The organism is Cytobacillus sp. GQ23, from assembly GCF_059758675.1.
Genome location: NZ_JCAXER010000004.1, coordinates 1 through 18466, shown reverse-complemented (window position 1 = coordinate 18466; position 18466 = coordinate 1). Strand labels below are relative to the sequence as shown.

The following is an 18466-nucleotide window of genomic DNA, read 5'->3' as shown; positions in this document are numbered from 1 at the left end:
CTATCATGAAATGCATTACATTAACTACTAAATTTCATGAATTTCTACGCTTTCCTCCGAGATGGCAGGCATTGGATGCAGCATGACATAATCGTATAGGATAGTTCCTGTGAGATTTTGTGGTGTCTTGTTTAGCGTGATCGTGACGTGATGAACGTCCGCTGTCACCTGAATGTACTCTTTGTAGACCATCCATTGATCTCGATTGATTTGTCCCAGCTGAATGCTTTGGGTTGTGCCATTTTTATAGAAGATATCAACCGTCCCTGCACTTCGAGAAGGAGTTGTGCTGTCTTTTAGCGCTTTGATATCCAATCGATACTGCCCGGATTCAAACCTGTGACCCGGAATGGTTATGCCATACTCTCCATTGCCCGTCAGCTTGAGCACATAGTTATCGCCCGATCCAACAGGTGCATGAAGAATTTCATATGGCGCCTTGGTTCGGACAGGATCAAAATAGCCAATTGGCTTTCCATACAGGAACTCTGGGTTCGGAATGATATTCGTCCTGCTCTCCTCATTGGACGGCACGTAGTATTCAATGATGGGCAATACTCCGTATCCCTTATGCTTGGCTACTGCTTCTTGGACTTCAGACTCGTGGAACCCGTTCGGATTGTCCGGTGTATTCAGGATGCTTCTTGGTAGCCTCACGATGATGACGCCATTTTCTTGATAAGCTTCTCCATCGAAGTAGCCAATATCCCAATGATAGAGACTTTCTTTATTAACCTGACGGATGATTTCTTTTGATAAGGATTCATCCAGTCCGCCTCCCCTGGTGCGGGTATCTAGGATGGTCATGTTTTCCTGCATGGTGGAGTTTGCCTGCAGCAAGACTTTTCCAAGCCGCAGCATGGTCGGATCATATTTATAATCTTTTGGATTGAACCACCATTCTTCATCCGTATGATAGAGCGTTTTTGAATTCATGGTCCCCATGATTGGTGTTCCGCCTACCCCGTCGGTTCCTACCTTTCGAATGACCGAAGGACGCAGATAGATGTGCAATGGCTTCACCAGGAGTTCAAGATTGCTTACATCCACTTGAGCATGGATCTCTTGATCGTTGTTCGTCGGAATCCATCGGTGGAATCCGTTCTTCGCAATGGTGTGTTTGTGACCTGGTGTCGGGTTCAGATCCAGATGGAAGAACTCACTGTCCAGTACACTTCGTTCAATTAAAGGTTCCAGCAGCACACAGCCTTTTACAATGAACGTAGAATTAGGTGACATGCTTTGCTCAGACAAAAGGCTCCCATTCTCATATGTGGCTGACTGTTCGACAATCGCTCCGCCGGAGACATTCGATTTCAGGGAAGGCCTTAATTGCATATTGTAGCCAGCATACTTGCTGATGAAGGCACTCCATTGACTTCCAAACTCACCAGGTGAAAACGTAAGAGATAGGCATTGCTTGCTGATGGTTTCACCAGAGGATAGAGTCTCTGTTTTTGTTTTCGCCAATGGCCCGAAGGTTAAGGTTTCTGTTTCAGTGGTCGTCAATTCGTATCGCTCCACAGGATGACCTACCATGGATTCATACATACTCTTCAAGAGCGGTCTCCACCCAAAGGTATCAGAAGAAGCATAGATGCCGCCGTAAGAGGAAACGATCACAAGCTGGCTTCCATTCTGGTACAGAGCCAGTATCACATTTTCCTTGCTGCTGTCAGACCAAGCCAGCGGCGTAAGATTCGATCCATACAGGATCAGCTTGCTGTCCGCCTTATCATTCGAGTTTGTTTGAAAGGTCTTTCCATTAGGCGTGTATCCCTTGAACAAGAAATGATCCGTGTTGACTTCCATATTGGAAATATTCATGGTGCCTGCATATTCGATATCAATCCCCATATCTTCTAGTAGCGACCTGCTGACTTGTGCTTTCAGAGAAGTGTTGTTATCAATCATCGGGATTCTTAAAAAGGCGTTCCCTTTCTTCTCATAGAGGTACTTCATAATATCGCTTTTCGTTGTTTCCGTTAAGCTGGAGTAGTAGGGACCTAATAATAGCAGATCTAATCCCCCATTAAAGATATCATGCCTGCTTCGCTCATAATCCCACTGTGCCGGCAGAATGTTTCCTGCTGCCCAAGGTGATCCCTGAAAACTGGAAACAATCAAAGTACTGTTAGGCTGACCAAGAGAAAACATGGACATCCTTTCTGGGTCTACCATCTTCGTCACACTCTTACTCCCTGTTGCTTCTACCGTCAAGGAACCTGAAATGGTGACTTCTTGAGTCTTCGGTGTAATCGTATATTCAACATCTTCTTTGTAAAAGCCTCTGTACGTGAACCAATCTTCCTTGTACGCATAACGAACATATACGTCATCCTGCTCACGGATGCGGTCATGAAGATAGATGATTCCTTTTGCAGCATCCACATCACTCACCCGCAGGTTCCGCTTTTCATTTTTTCGAAGGGAGTACACTTCAAGGAAACTTTTCCCTGTCTCGGATTGAAGGACAAGAGAAGGATAGCGAGTTTGAATGGCGTACTCATTCAGGATGACTGGCTGCTCTTTATCGATGACCACATATGGACGGTTGTGGAATTCCTGGTTCACATATTCCGGAAGTGAATATTCTAAATCAACTTCCACGACTTCATTCGGACTGGAGACCATTCCAAGCAATTCTGGATACGATACATAGATTTGCGGGACGGTTTCAGATGACCCTGCTTCATGATAAGGAAGGATCACTCGCTTCAAGAATCGTCCATTCTTTACTCTCAAGTACCAGTTGTCTGCTTCCATGTTCGAGAATTCAATCTTCGGTTTTTCAATTTCAATCTTGCGCTGCTCTTCCACTTTCACTGCAAACAACGGAACAGCTTCAAGCTCCTGGAAGGTTGTCCAGGCAATGACATCCACTGATATCGAAGGATCAAATTCTCCTTTGCTATCCAGGATGCTCTTCAGGCGAAGGCGATTCACACCAAGCTGATCCTGAAATTGATCAACCGGCAATCGAGTGAACTCCTCTTTCTGGCAGCGGAAACGGTAGTTTACCCGGTACTCCGGATTTTGAACAGTAGCCGATCCGTCTGGCCCAAGCCCTGTTACTTCACCCCGCTCGATTCTCAGGAGAATTTCGTCCTTAGGAATGTTCGCTGGAATGCCGAGTTTGTCATAAATTCCATCCTCCCCGTCTTCAGCAAACAGGTTCACCAGGTGTTTTAATCCATCTGCTTTTAGGATGGCGCTCTCCTCCAATACATAAGGCGAACCAATCAATCGTATAGGAGGAACGGTTGCCGACACGGTGATTTGGTTGTCACTGGCTAAAGCGATGCTCACATTTTCACCTGAGCTGATCCATGGGGCATTCCATTTGAATTCCTTTACTCCATCCGGCACTTGATCGGTAGGCAGTACAGTTGGGTCAGTTACGACGGTAAAGTGACCATCAGCATGATATTCAACATAACCTTTTCCTTTTACGCTAAGACCATTTGCATCGGTCGTCCAGGCAGAACGCACAACGCCCCCGGCTGCTGGATTGTTTGTCTTCCCATAGATAAAGCCATCTACCTCATCTACTGTAATGGTGAAGTCACCATCTGATACTCCTCTGTAGGTGAATGCTTCATATGGCGCTCCCCCGAATAAGCTCTGGGCTCTTTCTTTTATCAGAGGCTCCATCAAATCGACGGCCCGGTAGTTCGATAGTTTTTTGCGAGTGGTGTCTGTCAGGACGATTTCTTTCTTATCGGTGCAGACTGTACTCATCTCGATCTCGGTCATCATAAGGTCGTACCAATAGGTCCAGCGCTGTGAAGCACAGAAGATGCCGTAAGATCCTTTTGTATGTGTTTCATCTGTTCCCTGGCAAACCAGCATTCCCAACTCAGTGCTATCCACATTCTCATTGATGTACACACGGAACAGGGATCCTGTCACGACGACTGTAATCTTATAATCTTTTCCATATTCCCATCCTTTGGCATTATAGCCCGTTGAGAAGTTTGTGATATCTGTGAACTTGCAATTTGTTTTATCTGCGGGATATCGGGTGCTGCCATTCCATGTTTTGTAATCCGCCCCTGTGAATGAAGGGAGAGTGCTCGGCGTGGCTTTCATGATACGCTTGTGCTTTGTTTCAAAGCCCATTTGATTTAAGTATTTACTCTTGTTGTTTGTCCATCTCCAGCTTTCGGTCGCACCGCCATCTGGATGGTATCGAGCTGCATCGTATCCATACTCGTTCAGTATGACTCGTCCGCAACCTTGCTCCACTCCGACAATTCCTTCTCCATGGTCATGGGTGTAAGTCTTATTAACAGTGGAGATCTCATTCTTTTCCCATACAAACATGTAATAGTTTTGTGCATCTCTTACCCGGAACATGATGCCAATAGCGTCATCGTCTACAGGGTCGGTCAGGCGAACCTTGGCACTGAACTGATAATCGGTTTTGTTCATCAGGTTGGTCAGGTTGCCATTAATCATTTCCTGCTTTTGATAGAACCCCACAACATCATCTGCATTATCTAAATACTCAATGACATTCTTGCCCATCTCCGCCACATAGGAATATCTCCATTTATCGACATTGGTTTCATGGCCAATCGTTGACCACTTGCTCTTATCCAAAAGATCCAGTGTCTGTGGGTTGATGCTCTTTTTAAACCCTACGTCGGCACAGACCTGCCAGGTTGTTTTGTAATTCGTCGTCTGCTCTGTGTACCCTTGCCCGTTAGCACCCCACTCAAACTCCCATTTTGTTTCTTGTCTCTCCGGGATAATGCTTGCTCTGTGAGGGATCGCCTTGTTTTTGACCACGGTGTTATCTTGCATGGCATTGGTCCAAGCTGATTGATTCAGATTCTTGGCTTGAGCCTCGACAGTTTTGGTCATCACTTCATTGATCTGTGAATCCACATTCGGATTGTCTGTCAGCTTGGTCAGATTGTAGAGAAGATTTCCATTGTCATCTTCCACATAGAATCTGGCATCAGATGGAATGGAAGGCGTTCCAAATGGCAGGGAGATTTCAATCATCTCTTTGGCGTTAAGCTTTCCGCCACCAGCAGGGAGACCAATGTTCTTCCACTCTCCGGAATAATCTTCTTGTTCATTTTTTAATAAGGCTCCTGAGTTCATGACCCAATCGGTAATATGCCCGACACTGACTTTTACATTTTGCCCATCCTCTGTCCGGTACTGGGCTATCACCCGATGAGAAAAGATTCGAGGAATCCTGGGATCATCTTCCGACTTCTGCGGGACAATGATCTTGTAGCCGCTGCCATCTGCCTTTGGTGTAATCGCATAAATCTCCTTGCTGTTTTCTGTGGCCATCGCATTGCGCACTTCCTGCTCGGAGGTGCTTTCAAAAGCACTCACTCCATTAATGATACGGAGCTTGCCGCCTTCTAGCATTTGCCTGCTGAGGCCATCAACCGAATACGTATTTTCTTTGTTGGAGTAAAACTCTATGCTTCTTTGGACACTTTGGATCTGGGCATCCGGCACAATTTGATCTATGTGATTGTATCGAACCTTAAACGTTTCAAGTTTGTCTGTGTTGCGATGCAGATAGATTCGAACGGAATAGACCCGGGGATTGGCTGCTTTCGCCTGGACAAAGATATCAAACTTGTAGGTGGCCTCCAGGGCATTCCCATTTTCATCGGTGATTTCGATCTGCTGTCCCGTGTATTTTTCTACCTGATACACACCATGGTCATCCGGCATTGCCATCTTGCTGTCATAGTGATAGTCAATTTCAAACTTATAGAACAACGCATTCTCGGTGCGCATGTCATTTTTCTTAAAGCGTCTGGTTACATTGATCTTGTTGCTCGGGAAGGTAGTACCTGGCGGCTTCGGCCGGACCTCTCCATTTCCAATCAAGTCCACATATTCCAGTTCCCCTTGAGCGTTTGCCACCACCATGGACTCTAACTGATCCTGCGGGATGACATTATCAGAGGTGTACGATGTATCGATGAGTGAGATGTTCTCATCTGCTTGAACCTTCGGGGTATGAATATACGCAAGATTGACATCCCCTTCAGGCACTTCTTTTCCAATACGCATGGCATAACTTTTCTGTGGCAATTGATCCTTGTATTCTTTTACCTCTAACCCTTGCTTCTCTCTTTCAAGAGACATGATATGGCCCCCTTTTCTTAAGAAAAGCCAGAGGGGGATTACCCCCCAATGACTTTAAGGTGTACATAGTTTGCTGCATGTTCAACATTCATGTCATGGGAAACCTTCAGCATGATGTTGCCATGTCTTTCTTGAAGTCCGGAGACCTTGATGGCCACCTGTCCAAAGGAATCTGTGATCAGATTCGCAGTGGTTTTCTTTCCGTAGCTGTCTCTTTTTTCTACCTTGATCGTGCGCCCGGCACCGGCAGGATTCCAGTTAGAATCTCGGAGTGTTACTTTCACCACAGCTTCATCACTGGTTCCGCCAAAGATCGATAGCTTCTGAGCGTTTACTTCAAGAGCATAACGTTCACTTCGATCTTCTACATAGTAGTTCAAGAGAGCTTCTTTTGTAATACCTTCACATTCAGCTCGGTAAGTGGAAATCAACTCAGTTGGAACAGTCGGCTGATCATACAGATATACTTCCCCTGCTTCATTGGTTAAGCTTTCATCTATTAGTATATCATTCCTGTATATTTTAACCAGCTTGTTAGGTGTAGGATTTTCAAATTGATCCATCGCTTTAACCGTCAATAGAACCTTTTCCAATCCTGAATTTAATAGAGTTTTCTCCGACAGGGTGAGCTTGAAGTCCTTCACGTCCTGCTCTTCTTTCTCCGTGATATACAGGAACCCTGAGTGCAGATGATTCAGCAGTGGATTAAGGGTTACTTCCTTAGCCCGGTAATAGGGTGTCTCGTCCGCTGCCTCATAGAGAATCTCCATGTTTTTCATTTTGGCCGGATCGTAATTGGAGTGCAGCAGGATCTTGGCTGCATCCCGGTCCACCAAGCCGTCGGTCACATACGGGTTCATATCAAGAAGATAACTATACAGAAGTTTGTATCGTACTTCTATCGTTTCTTTGATGCCGATATGTTCCATAAACTCAATCGAAGATTCCTCTTCATTGAATAGATAGTCCGCATTCATCAGAGTACGGCCATTGAGCTTCACTTTAAGGGTTGCCTTGTCAATGCCTTTGTAGTTCAAGAAGTACTTGGCATACCCATTTCCGTTGAACGTCTCTTTGTTTTCTAACGTCAGATTCCAAGCGTCATCGTAGAACGTTACCTTCCTGAGATTGTTTCCTTCATTGTCACGGACAATGATGGCACTTCCTTGCTGCGGCCTTGGTGTCAGACTGATTTCATGGAAGGAATTAGGAGTTCTTTTGAACACTTGCTTCTTGGCATACAGATACTTTTCTTGATCCTCATGATAGTAGTATCCGTTATGCACCATTGGATGCCATGGAAGCGGCCGTGCTTTCTTGACCTGTGCAAACAGCTTGTAGCCTAGATATGGTGTCAGATAAGCAGGAGCAATCCGTTTAAAGGCTTTGCCTGGCTGAGACCAATGCAGTCGAACCAATGCCTGCCCCACACTGTCAAAATAGTTGGCTGTGATCGGATGCCACTTTCCGCCTTCAAGGTAGATGCTGCCTTCATAGGTCGGGAAATAATCAGGCTCACCGGCAACATGCCATTCTCTAATGATCTCTGTGTTCTTTATCCAAAGTCTAAATCCGTCATTGACTGTCGCTCTAAACCGGTACACGCCTGACTCGGCTGCATAGATATAGCCGTTCCAGGAAATCGTGAATCCATCTTTCGGATTCGGTTTGGTTGGCGGTTCCAGCTTTGGAATGGTTGGCTTGGCTGGTGTGTCTACAGGAAACTCCACAGGATCTTCTGACGGAGGATTCTGTCCTCTTACGCTGGCATAGAGCTTTGATTCACCCTTGACGGTAAAGGTTTCTTCCCCTGGCTTAAAATACACGGGGTGTTCGCTCTTATCCTCTGAGATGAAATACTCCACCGAAAGGATCTCCGTGAGCGGCATCTTGATCTTTCCAAGAAAGGTATTCAGTACTTGGATGAAGGTTTGCTGCATGTTCTTTGCATCCAGTTCCATTTCAATCATGGACTTCTCTCCAGCTGCCGGACGTTCGACTGTCAGCTCATATGGCTTTCTGAAAGTCGGCTCTTCTTTTACTGTTGCCCGCTTATAGGTCTGCAGCCAGAAATCCCAGAAATACGTGTCAGGCTGTGAGACCGTCACAGGACCCCAGGCTCCTTTCAGATATGGATTGTCATTGTCCACGATATCAAATCGCAGCTGATCATCCGTCCATACCTTAATCGCATTCCCTATCGTGCTGACTTTGATCTCATGAATCTCAGCCTTGCCAGCTCCCCAAGATATATCCGCATGTGCAAGCATCTTTCGGGTATACGTCAATTTTGCCTTCCCGGCATCAGCAGGATTCTTACAGGTCATTTTATAGATTGCCATTCCTTTGACGCCAGTTCCTCCAGAGTCGATCGACCAGTAGGCATCCCACTCAAACGAGTAGAAGTTTTGTGTGACGGGATCAAACTTAAAGATGGCCCCGTACATGTCGTCGTCCCCTTTGCGGGCCTGCACTTTAAATTTAAATACGTAATCCGTCAAGTCCTTGTGCACGGGATTGTACCAGCCCGAGTGATAGGATTGATTTCGCAGGTTGGTCACTTCCGGGAAGCCAGGCTCTGGCGGTCCATGCCAGTCACCAGGACCATCTAATCCGCTTGGAGCCAGGATAGGATCTACATCCCACTGCTTCCATTCACCTGTGAAATTGGAGATATCGACAGGACTTCCGATGGGATAGACGACTTCCATATCCACATTAAATCCAAAGTTTACTTGGCTCGGGTACCAATAGGCAGGACGGAAACTTGCGGCCGCTGCTTCTTGCGGAAGCATCTTATCAGGTGCTTCGTATCCCCAGTTGAAACAGAAGGATCCTTCATAATAACGATCATTATAGTTAGGATTAGCCGGGACACTTGGAATGTCTTCTTGAAAGTCCAGCTGCGTGTATTGCTTCTCACCCAAGTAGTTCCGCTTTGTTGGATCAAATAGATCGTTCACCTTGTACGACTGCAGGTTTACCCAGTCATGCAGTGACAGCAGGTCTTTGTCAATCGTTAGCTCCCGGTTGTGAATGAAGTAGCTTGATGACTCTAAGAGCTCTCCATTCAGATAAAGCTCCACCTTATCACCGACATCTTTATTCAGCCTGAAGACATTTTGAACATGTCCTGTGCTGAAGTGGATCTCTAAGGTACCAGGTATAATCCCTGAACCTTTTAGAACAAGGATATCTCCATCCAGTTTCCATCCATTTGTTGAACTCTCTGGAATCGGCTGACCATCGATGGTGATGTTTAGCAGCTCATATGGAAGTTCCGACTTAACCGGTATTTCCATTCGATCCATGTAAGGCTTAATCTCATAGTGCTGCTTCCATTCTTGGTAATCACCGACTACTTGGAATTCTTCCTCATAAACCGTTGAGGTCAATGGGAAGCGATAGTAGGTTCCCATCAGTCCGCTATGAATGCCTTTGTCTTCTTCGACCCAGAGCTTCACAAATGGATTGTCGCCGGACACTTCAATGCGTTCAATGATGGTATGATCCGGATCGTAGTCCTCACTCACATTGGAATCCATCGGATCTAAGTTCAGAGGCGCTTCGATTTCGGCTACATCCAGCATCGTTGCCTGGTAAACGGTTTGTTCTTCCACCCACTTTGAATACCAATCTGAATACCAGATGTGAGCATCCATGTGTTCAGAATGAAAATCAATCAGGGTGTTATTCGTATGCAGGCGATAATGAACTCTCGGTGTACTTGGATAGTCTTTATCGTAGATATCAATGTACGGTCCTCTGAGTGTTTCTTTGACCAGGTTATCCGGGAAGAAAACGACTTCTGTTGAGACATTCACCATGTCCGCTTTGCCTGCTCCATCACCAAAGAATGGACGTTTACCGTTTACTTTCCCATAGCCAATGTACTTGCCGGAAGTCCATGGAAGGTGGCGTGGATCTTCTTTGCAATGAATCACTACACGGTCAGTGTCATTAGATGTCAGTACAATCGGCATACCGATTCTTCCCTCTTGAGCCAAGGCTTCGGGTCTTTTGTCAGCTGAATCTGTCGTGAGTGTCGGATTGCTTTCAAACCACATAACCACATCCGGGTGATTCTCCCATGCATCCAGGAGATAATGAACCACGTCAAAATGGTCTGGCATGCGCTTCTTCACATCTTCCCGGTCGGTTGCTTCTGGATGCCAGAAGTGCTCCGGTGCCGGAGGAATCTCAGAGATCACATTCACATCGCTGTGGACGAGTCCCTTGTTTACAATGTCCGCAGGGTAGATAGCCTTATACCATTCTTTCGTGCGAATGATCACTTTTGTTCCTACAGGTGCATGGTTATAATCATTTCGGCCAGCCCATTTGATTTCATCGTATAGGGGATCGATGGTCGCTTCAATCGGCATCAGGTTATACCAGGTCCATTTGTTTGGATTAAAAGAAGCCAATGGATTGAATGTCACCCATCCTCTGTAGGCAAACACCTGGTCTTCAAATAATTTTTCCGTCTTTTCGATTGGGAACTTGCAGCTCCACATGACCAGTTTCTTTCCGTCAAAATCAAAATCGTCCCAGCATTGGATGATCTCTTCTTCTTCCTCTGGAGGCTTTGGCGGCTCCGGCAAACAGGCTGAGGATTCCGGCTTGTCATCCACAGGTGGCTTCGGCGGCGGCTTCTTCACAGGATACAGCAGCTCATAAGTGGCTTTCTTATTGATGTAATCCGGTCGGCTAAAGAAGGCTTTGTAATCTTCCTTAAAGACTTTAGCGATATCATCAAAAACCAGAAGGCCTGTCCGGTAATCCCGATGATCCGGTGTGACCTCGACCACTCCGCATCGCACATAGCACTTGCTGTACTTTTTCCCAACGTCTGCCGGATTATTGCTCTTGGCAATCAGCTGCCCATTCACGGATGCAATGACGATTCCAGTCGCAGTCCATGTAATCTTCGGATCCTTGTACACTTCCCCTGCAATGGACGTGATGGTTACAGTGCTTGGACGTGCCGTGCTGCTTTTGCTTTTGATGTAATCCTTTCCGACTTTTGCATGGAGATAAGACCCCACACCATCAAAGGAATACCATCCAGATGACGGCACCCTGCCGCTGATATCCTGCTGCACCGTATGGGTGCCAGCCTTCACTACGATAGAAGAGTTTATTCCAATCGGATTGGTAATGGATCCTTTGCTCGAGTCCTTTACACTTCCTCGAATGGTCCTGAACTCGATGGAGTTGCTGTTGACCGAAGGCACGGATACCTTCAGTTTGTTCGCTTCCTTTTTGGCGCTATTAATGCAATAGTTGTAGCCTTTGCCAAGTGTTTTGGATGCCTGCGTGCTTGAATGCCAGCCGGTTTCAGGAATGCGTCCTTGGATCAGGTTTTTTTCTTGTACGGAGATCTTATGAAACTGAACGGCCTGCGAAACGTTGACAAGCCCAAAAGAACCGTTGGCCCAATCCGTTTCGAAGTCAAAGATCTTCGACCATTTGCCGCTATCCCGCACATAAATCTGAACTTCTTTTCCAACGGAATGGACTCTTAAACTGTGCATCTCATTGAGATCCCAGCCTTTTCCGTTTCCAAGGTCTTTGACAGAAGAATCATATCCGGCTTTACCGGAGCTAGGCGTCGTGTCTACCCTTCTCATGATGCCGTTCGTTACTTTATAGATACGTCGATGCTTCAAACGCCATCCTCGATTATTGATGTAGTTAGTCCAGGCACTTTGAGACATGGAGCTCGATGATTTACATCCATCATTTTCTACTCTCGTTTCCCAGGCTGCTTCCCCGCTGGATATCATATTAAATCCATCCAGGTTATCCGGTGCACGCCAGGACGCTTTCACCCGGTCGTTTCTCTCCCACAGCATCATATAGAAGTTCCGGTTGTCTTTGGCTTTGAAGATCAAGCCGACAATATCATCGTCTCGTCCGCCCACATGCTGGTCATTGGTGGCGAGGACTGTTTTAAAATCAAATTCAGCTTCATAGTTTTGCAGGTTATAGTACTGCTTGGCGATGATTCCTGAGAACCGGCCCACGTTGGAGTAATCATATACATAGCCAGAGCTATGTTTCTTCCAGGTGGTGGCATCTCCATAGCCGATGAACTGGCCATTCTGTGAAGTGAAGAAGCTTCTGGCATCTGATATCGCTTTACTCGTGACAGTGGCAGACCAGTTCACAGCATAATCCACTGTGTTCCGTTTCTGCACAGCCTTCTTCCCTTTCCACTTAAAGGCATACTTCATATTCATCCGCATGACTTCCGCCTCAAAACATGCCTTCGCTTCCCACATGCGCTGTACCGGAAGCTCCTTTGTCTGTTCAATTCGATAGGCAATCTGTTTCCCTGGATGTGCATTTATGCCATACTCATATTCTTTTTCGTTATCGACTTCAAGAGTCTGCCCTGCATAGCTGATGCCATACTCAAAAGGGACTTCTGGATAGATCATGGTGCTATGTCGTTTTTTTCCACGCAATCGGGCGGCATAGCGGAAGTCCTCTGCTGCGTCTTCAACAGCTGGCTGCTTGACGAACAGATCATCATGATCCCCGATCCCGGAATGAATGGCATTCCGCTTCCTTTTCTTACTCATTAGCTGGCCTCCTATCTTTCAGAGTCAAATGCATAATCTTTCCATACTTCGATATCAGAATCCCAAGTGTTTGGGACATAGCCCAGTCCGGTTAGCTTCTTATCAATCGTATCCCAGAATCCTTCATCCCAGTTGAAGCGATCCCACATCACAGGCGCCACCGTGTTGATATACTCCACCCAATTCAGAAGAGTAGGCGTGGCTTGTCCATCCTCTTCAAAGAGCATTTTATGAAGTGTCTCATCAGACCTATCGTAGAGCTGATACTTTTCAATTCCACAGATAAAACTGATCTCATGCTTCTTCATCTCATTGCGGGCATATATTCGAATCCCACCTGCTGCATCCACGGTGAACTGCTGGGCAGATAAGGGCTGATTGTCCACTCGAAGGGTCCGGGTGTCGATGACCTTGCCTGTAGTGTTTTTCAAGTAGAAGTCTTTTCGGTCATCTTCCCATATCAGCTTCTTCCCAAATCGGTCTTTCCTTTCCACCAGTGAAAGCTCTCTTGCAATCCCATGGGTGAGACCGATATCATGCGTGCCGGATGAGTATCGAAACACATCCAATATGCGTTCCTTTAAATCTTCGTTTGACTCAAGATGCAGACGCTTGACGCCCACTATCATGCCAAACTCATCGAAAGCATTCCAGATATGATAGTCCATCGGGCTCAACACGTATTCTTGAACTGCTTCCTCTCGCAGGATGGTAAGCTTCAGATCCCCATAAGGCTTTGCGCAGTAGAGCCGGCCTTCCTGGTAATCAATAATGCCCCCGTGGTTTTGATCATTGAAGAAAAATTCTTTCAGGCTCTCTAAAACTGGTATCTCCACTAAGCTACCGGAGCCGAAAATACGATGAAGTGCAACGGAATCCGTTGGCTTTATGTCCGGAACTTTATACATCTTCACCCAGTCATAGGTGTGTACGTCAGCGGTCCCCATATACTTTTGTTCCCGGATCCACTCCAGGTAGTCCTGAATGGTCTCAAGTTCCATCGCAAAGTAATTGAGGAACTTTTGCCCGGTGCTGCCCGGTGACTGGCGGATCTGTGTCCAAGTCGGGTATTCGTCTGCCAGGCGCTGCGTTAAGCTGGAATACCAATAGTGGTTCACAAACACGCAGAAGCTGCCGATGGAGGACGCCGTAAAGTTCAAGGTGCCTTTATCTTCGTCCCGTTCATGAGGAACGATCACCCACTGGGTGCGAGCGGGATCATACTGACAGATAATTGCTTGCTTCGCCTGGATCCGACTCAGACGGTTTCGGTAGTGGATTCGCATCTTGATCGTTTGCCGGGAGGTTCCAGAAGTCAAATGGAACTGCAGCCGGGTGGGCCGGTAATCCTTATAGTCTGCTGCATTGATATATAGGTTTTCATAATTGAGTGTATCATCAAACGATTGCTTCCAACTCAAGGACTGTCCACTTTCAATGTAGAGGTCCTCATGGTTGATCACGAAGGCCATGGTTTACGCCTCCTCTCTCGTAATGCATTACATATAGAACAGTATAACATAAACAAAGCACCCAGAGTATAGATCTCTGAGTGCCTGTTTCTGAAAGTTTTATTCAGGAGAATTGTCAAACGCTGTGATGACATAGTGGTAAGTTGTGTCGTTTTCAACGCTTGTGTCTTCGAATGTTTCTACACCCGCTGTCGTGCTGCCGATGCTCACATAGCCAGTTCCGCTAGTTAATGAACGGTACACATTGTATCCTGCTAGGTTTTCGTTCAGTTCTGGATCTGATGCATCTTTCACTGAAGACCAGTCAAGAACAATCTTGCTGTCGAACGCAGCGGAAACCAGTCCAACTGGGATAGATGGGATTGTGCTTACAGCAAGCTCCGCAGACTTCAAGCCTTCTTGCGGTTCTGGCTCATCGTCAAACGCAGCAACTGCATAGAAATAAGATGCGCCATCCTTCATGGAAGTATCTTCGAATGAAGTCACTTCCTCAGTGACTGTTCCGATTTCCACCAGTTCATCTTCTGCATTCTTCTTGCGGAAGATGCGGTAGCCAGCCAGGTCAAGAAGATCTGATCCATCGTTGTTCGTCGCAACGGCATTCCAGCTCAGGATAACTTTCCCTTGCTCCACCAAGTGGGAAAGACCCGTTACCTGTGCTGGTGCCAACACGTCACTTGCCATAGCAGATACTTCTTGAGAAAACAATGACTCTAAACGTGGCATTATATTCACTCCTTTTCAATTGAAGGAATCATCAGATAGGACCCCTATTCTAATAGTTTACAGTGAGGGTCCTCATTTACTCAAACTTGATTTAGGAAAGGCATTACGCTTTTCCTGTCACCTGAGTCTTTCTCTCAATGTGTTCCTTCCGGTTTTGCAAAAATGCAGCTGATTTCACTTCCGCATACTGCATGTAATCGAACAGCCAGTCTTCTTTGGCCACTTCTGGGTTGGTCATCTCATGCATGCTTGTGATCCGGTCAAGGGATGCTTCGATGTTCTTTTCATCCTCTGTTAATGCCAGGCCGTTTACCTTTTTGTTCATAATGCGAATGAAGCCAAAGAGGATAAACTCCAAAGCGGATGCTCCCTGGTTCGGATCAATCTTGGATGAAGCCATTTTAAACAGGAGGCTGTTGACCTGTGATTGCTCTTCCACTGTCAGGGAGGCAAAGTTCTCCGCATTGATTTCACCTGAACGGATCTTGGACTCTAGTGTAACTTCTTTCTTTACTTCTTCGGGTACTAAGCTAATGCGTTCTCTTGCCATGATTGGTTCCTCCTTATGCCCAAGTGAGCGAGTAGTTTAATAGTTTGGTTCCGCTAGGAAGCTCTGCTTTTAGGCGAAGCTTGTTATCTGCTGGACTAATTGAATCTCTGAAATTGAATAGAGTATCTGGCTTAATTGGTTCCCAGATAGAACCATTGTTACGAGAAATATAATATTTACTTATATCGTTTGAGGCTCCTAATGCTGTCATCATTTCAAGCTCTCCTAACATTATCCTGCTTCCGCTTGATGTAGAAGAAACATTTAATCGATAATATCTGAAAGCTAAAGAATTAATAAATGTAAATTCTCGTTTTTCATTAGCCTTCCATCCTGATTGGTTTGTTTGAGAATCAAGAACCACCCAATTTGATTCGTCATTGCTCCCTTCAAAAGTCCAACTTTTAGGAGAATGTGTCATATCTGAAGAGTAGGCTGCCATCACATATTTTCTTATTAATTTTTGATTATTAACACCAAAATCTAAACTAACCCAACCAGCTTGAGAAGAGGCATACCATCTTCCTGCATGACCAAATAAGGTATATCCATTCCCACCTGCATCGGTATTTGAACTATTTTTTACTACTTGTGGAGAGGGGGAAGTATTACTTACCATAGGCGAAATTACATTTTTAGAGAACAGAGTATCCTTAACTTCTTCCACTGCTAAAACAATCCTATTAGGAACTGCTTCTGTGACTTCCTCTTTCGTTTCTACCATACAGTTTGCACCTGCAGTAATCGTTCCCTCAGATGCATCATGTGTATACCCACTGCTCTTAGTAGTATCAATCCCACTAAGATCCAGAAGATCATCAAACACCATATTATGCATCTTATACTTCGTGGTCTTCGCAATCGCATTCAGCTTCGCATTCGCCTTCATGATGTTGACGGCATCCTGAATGATTAACTTATCCGCCTGCTCCACCACTCCCTGAAGGCCTTCTTCCAGTTTGTCAATGCGTCCCCGGACGTGAGGGTGTGACCCCTCAACCCCGGCAGCTAATACATTTTCTCGTGTGTCTTTTTCCTGCTTGGCGATCTTACTCGCCAGGCCATATGAAATAATATCCATGGTGTTGCCTCCTTATACCCAACTGTAAGAGTAGGCGTGTATTTCCTGACCAGATGCCAGTTCGAACTTCACCCGCAGCTGGCTGCCTTCCGGAAGAGAAGAAAGACTGATAAGCTTGTCCGGTTCGATCTCGGTCCAGTCAGTTCCATCATTTCGGGAAACAAAGACTTTCGGCTGTTCTGTCTTCAGCATCTCATACATGACTGATGCACTTTCAAATGATGGGGTCATCGTGTATTGCTTTTCATTAATCTTGAGAGAGTGCACTTCCACGATATCAGTAGACTTCTCTTGTTCCAAATAGAAAGCGAATCGTGCTTTACCATCCGGGAACAAGACAGCTAAATCTTCTTTGGTAAGATTATTGAATTCGGCTGGTGTAAAGCCATTTGCTTTCACGCTTGTCAGATCGGCCGGGTCAATAGTGGATTTACTTTTCCAGGTTTGGCCGCTGTCTGGGCTTGCGATGACTTTTATATCAGTCTTTCCTGGCAAGACTTCCATTAGTTCGATTTCAGTAAGCCCTACATAGTCTCCGCTCTGAGGAACTGCTTCTAATTTAATATACTGATAGAATTTAATATTCTCTTTAGGGACAAAAAACTCCCTTCTCTCACTTGCAGCAAAGCTTGGCTGATTTGTTTTGATGTCAATAATATCCCAATTAATCGAATCGTTACTTCCATAGATCGTCCAAGACTTTAAAGTTGCTGATGATGACATATTTCCACTATTGAGTGTATATTTTCCGATTTGAGATAGCTTAGGGAGCTTCATCGAAAACCAAAGTGATGCGCCCTTCACATAAAAACGTGAAGTAACATTTCGGTCAAACAATTTCCACGGTAGATCACTTGCTGCATAGCCAGCACTGCCAGAGAATTCGTAGATTGTTTTATCCATAGAATCTGTCAATTCAGGTATAATATTATCAGAATATCCTTGCATGCTTATAGCATCCACCTTCATACTCTCCACTTCTCCTACCTCTATATCTCCTATAGGGAGAAGGAGTTGAGGGTGTGGGTTCGCTGTTAGGTTAGTGGTGCGTGAAACAGTATCTCCTTCTTCATCCGTCCAGCACAATAACTCTGGTGACTCTGCCACTAATCCTTGAATGGCTTCATTGGTGATAAGGGATAGGTCTGTCATGCCGTGGGTGTCGAACATTTCTTTGGTGGCAGGAACGGTGCCTATAGTCTGCCAGTGATCTGTGATACTATTAAATAGGGACATTTCTTTTATAAGCACTTTAGTTCCACTTGTACTAGAAATCAGAATCCTATAAAAGCTAAAGGAAGTTTCATTAACAAACGAAAACTCTTTATCCCATTCCCCTGAAACCGTTCCTTCGCCTGTTACCTCATGCAGTTTTGTTTGCTCACCAGCAAATTCCCCAGTAGTTGAAGCTTCAATCCTCCAATCTTTAGGTGAATTGGCTCCGTATGAAGACAACCAATATTTATTTACAACAACAGGTGAAGGGAATGCTACTTTTAACCATTCATTTGAGAGAGTATTACTGTTCCATCCATATGCACTGCTTGTTGCATTGTCGTCGAAGGCAAACCATCCGGGATAACCAGATTGCACGCTACTCGCTGTTACTGTAACTCCACCTGTAGTAGCAGCGGTCATTTTAGGCACTAAGTCAGTTCCGTCAGAGCCAACAATATACTTCTTAATCTCTTCTCCATCTTGGAAGAGGTATTTATTCTGTACTCCCGCCTCCTCCATCTTCGTCACAGCATCCATGATTTCTTCTACATTGGATATTGGAATGGTTGTGATAGCGGTGACAGGATTATTCGTATGCCCAAGTCCAAGTTGTCCCCAGCCGTTATACCCCGTGCCTTTGACAGAGCCATCTTCCATAAGGAAGAGGGTGTGGTTGTATCCACAAGAAATAGACTTCACG

General features: G+C 45.6%; 8 protein-coding genes. 1 reads left to right on the top strand and 7 read right to left on the bottom strand.

Translation table 11 applies throughout. The annotated features are described in order from the left end of the window. Positions 1–27: 27 nt before the first annotated feature. From AC6CHU_RS04215 to AC6CHU_RS04205, 3 genes are read right to left on the bottom strand one after another with little or no spacing between them, the layout of a single operon-like run. Positions 28–6129 carry a hypothetical protein gene (locus AC6CHU_RS04215; protein ID WP_498120149.1) on the bottom strand — a complete coding sequence of 2034 codons (6102 nt, stop codon included), beginning with the start codon at positions 6127–6129 and terminating at the stop codon, positions 28–30. A gap of 38 nt (positions 6130–6167) precedes the next feature. Further along, on the bottom strand, positions 6168–12719 hold the full coding sequence (locus tag AC6CHU_RS04210) for a PA14 domain-containing protein (RefSeq protein ID WP_498120147.1): 6552 nt from the start codon (positions 12717–12719) through the stop codon (positions 6168–6170). A gap of 11 nt (positions 12720–12730) precedes the next feature. After that, positions 12731–13837: a low copy number virion structural protein gene (locus AC6CHU_RS04205; RefSeq protein ID WP_498120145.1), complete on the bottom strand. Its 1107-nt coding sequence runs from the start codon at positions 13835–13837 to the stop codon at positions 12731–12733. On the opposite strand from AC6CHU_RS04205, the gene AC6CHU_RS04200 reads away from it, so the two are divergent. Beyond that, positions 13829–14095, top strand: coding sequence for a hypothetical protein (locus AC6CHU_RS04200; protein WP_498120143.1), 267 nt, complete (start codon positions 13829–13831; stop codon positions 14093–14095). The genes AC6CHU_RS04205 and AC6CHU_RS04200 overlap by 9 nt on opposite strands. Positions 14096–14290: 195 nt before the next feature. Here AC6CHU_RS04200 and AC6CHU_RS04195 read toward each other — a convergent pair whose 3' ends face one another. The 4 genes from AC6CHU_RS04195 to AC6CHU_RS04180 form a co-directional block, all read right to left on the bottom strand. Next, positions 14291–14917 (bottom strand): fibronectin type III domain-containing protein, encoded by a 627-nt coding sequence (locus tag AC6CHU_RS04195; protein ID WP_498120141.1) that lies wholly within the window; start codon positions 14915–14917, stop codon positions 14291–14293. Positions 14918–15020: 103 nt separating this feature from the next. After that, the gene (locus tag AC6CHU_RS04190; RefSeq protein WP_498120139.1) at positions 15021–15467 is read right to left on the bottom strand and encodes a hypothetical protein; all 447 of its coding nucleotides are present in this window, start codon (positions 15465–15467) and stop codon (positions 15021–15023) included. 13 nt (positions 15468–15480) lie between these two features. Next, positions 15481–16548 carry a discoidin domain-containing protein gene (locus AC6CHU_RS04185; RefSeq protein WP_498120137.1) on the bottom strand — a complete coding sequence of 356 codons (1068 nt, stop codon included), beginning with the start codon at positions 16546–16548 and terminating at the stop codon, positions 15481–15483. A 12-nt stretch (positions 16549–16560) separates the two neighbouring features. Then, positions 16561–18466, bottom strand: a 1906-nt coding sequence (locus tag AC6CHU_RS04180) for a discoidin domain-containing protein (protein ID WP_498120135.1), incomplete at its 5' end; no start/stop codon positions are given.

Coding starts and splice junctions, on each gene's coding strand:
- AC6CHU_RS04195 (WP_498120141.1), bottom strand. CDS start 14,917: ATGCCACGTTTAGAGTCATTGTTTTCTCAAGAAGTATCTGCTATGGCA.
- AC6CHU_RS04190 (WP_498120139.1), bottom strand. CDS start 15,467: ATGGCAAGAGAACGCATTAGCTTAGTACCCGAAGAAGTAAAGAAAGAA.
- AC6CHU_RS04210 (WP_498120147.1), bottom strand. CDS start 12,719: ATGAGTAAGAAAAGGAAGCGGAATGCCATTCATTCCGGGATCGGGGAT.
- AC6CHU_RS04185 (WP_498120137.1), bottom strand. CDS start 16,548: ATGGATATTATTTCATATGGCCTGGCGAGTAAGATCGCCAAGCAGGAA.
- AC6CHU_RS04215 (WP_498120149.1), bottom strand. CDS start 6,129: ATGTCTCTTGAAAGAGAGAAGCAAGGGTTAGAGGTAAAAGAATACAAG.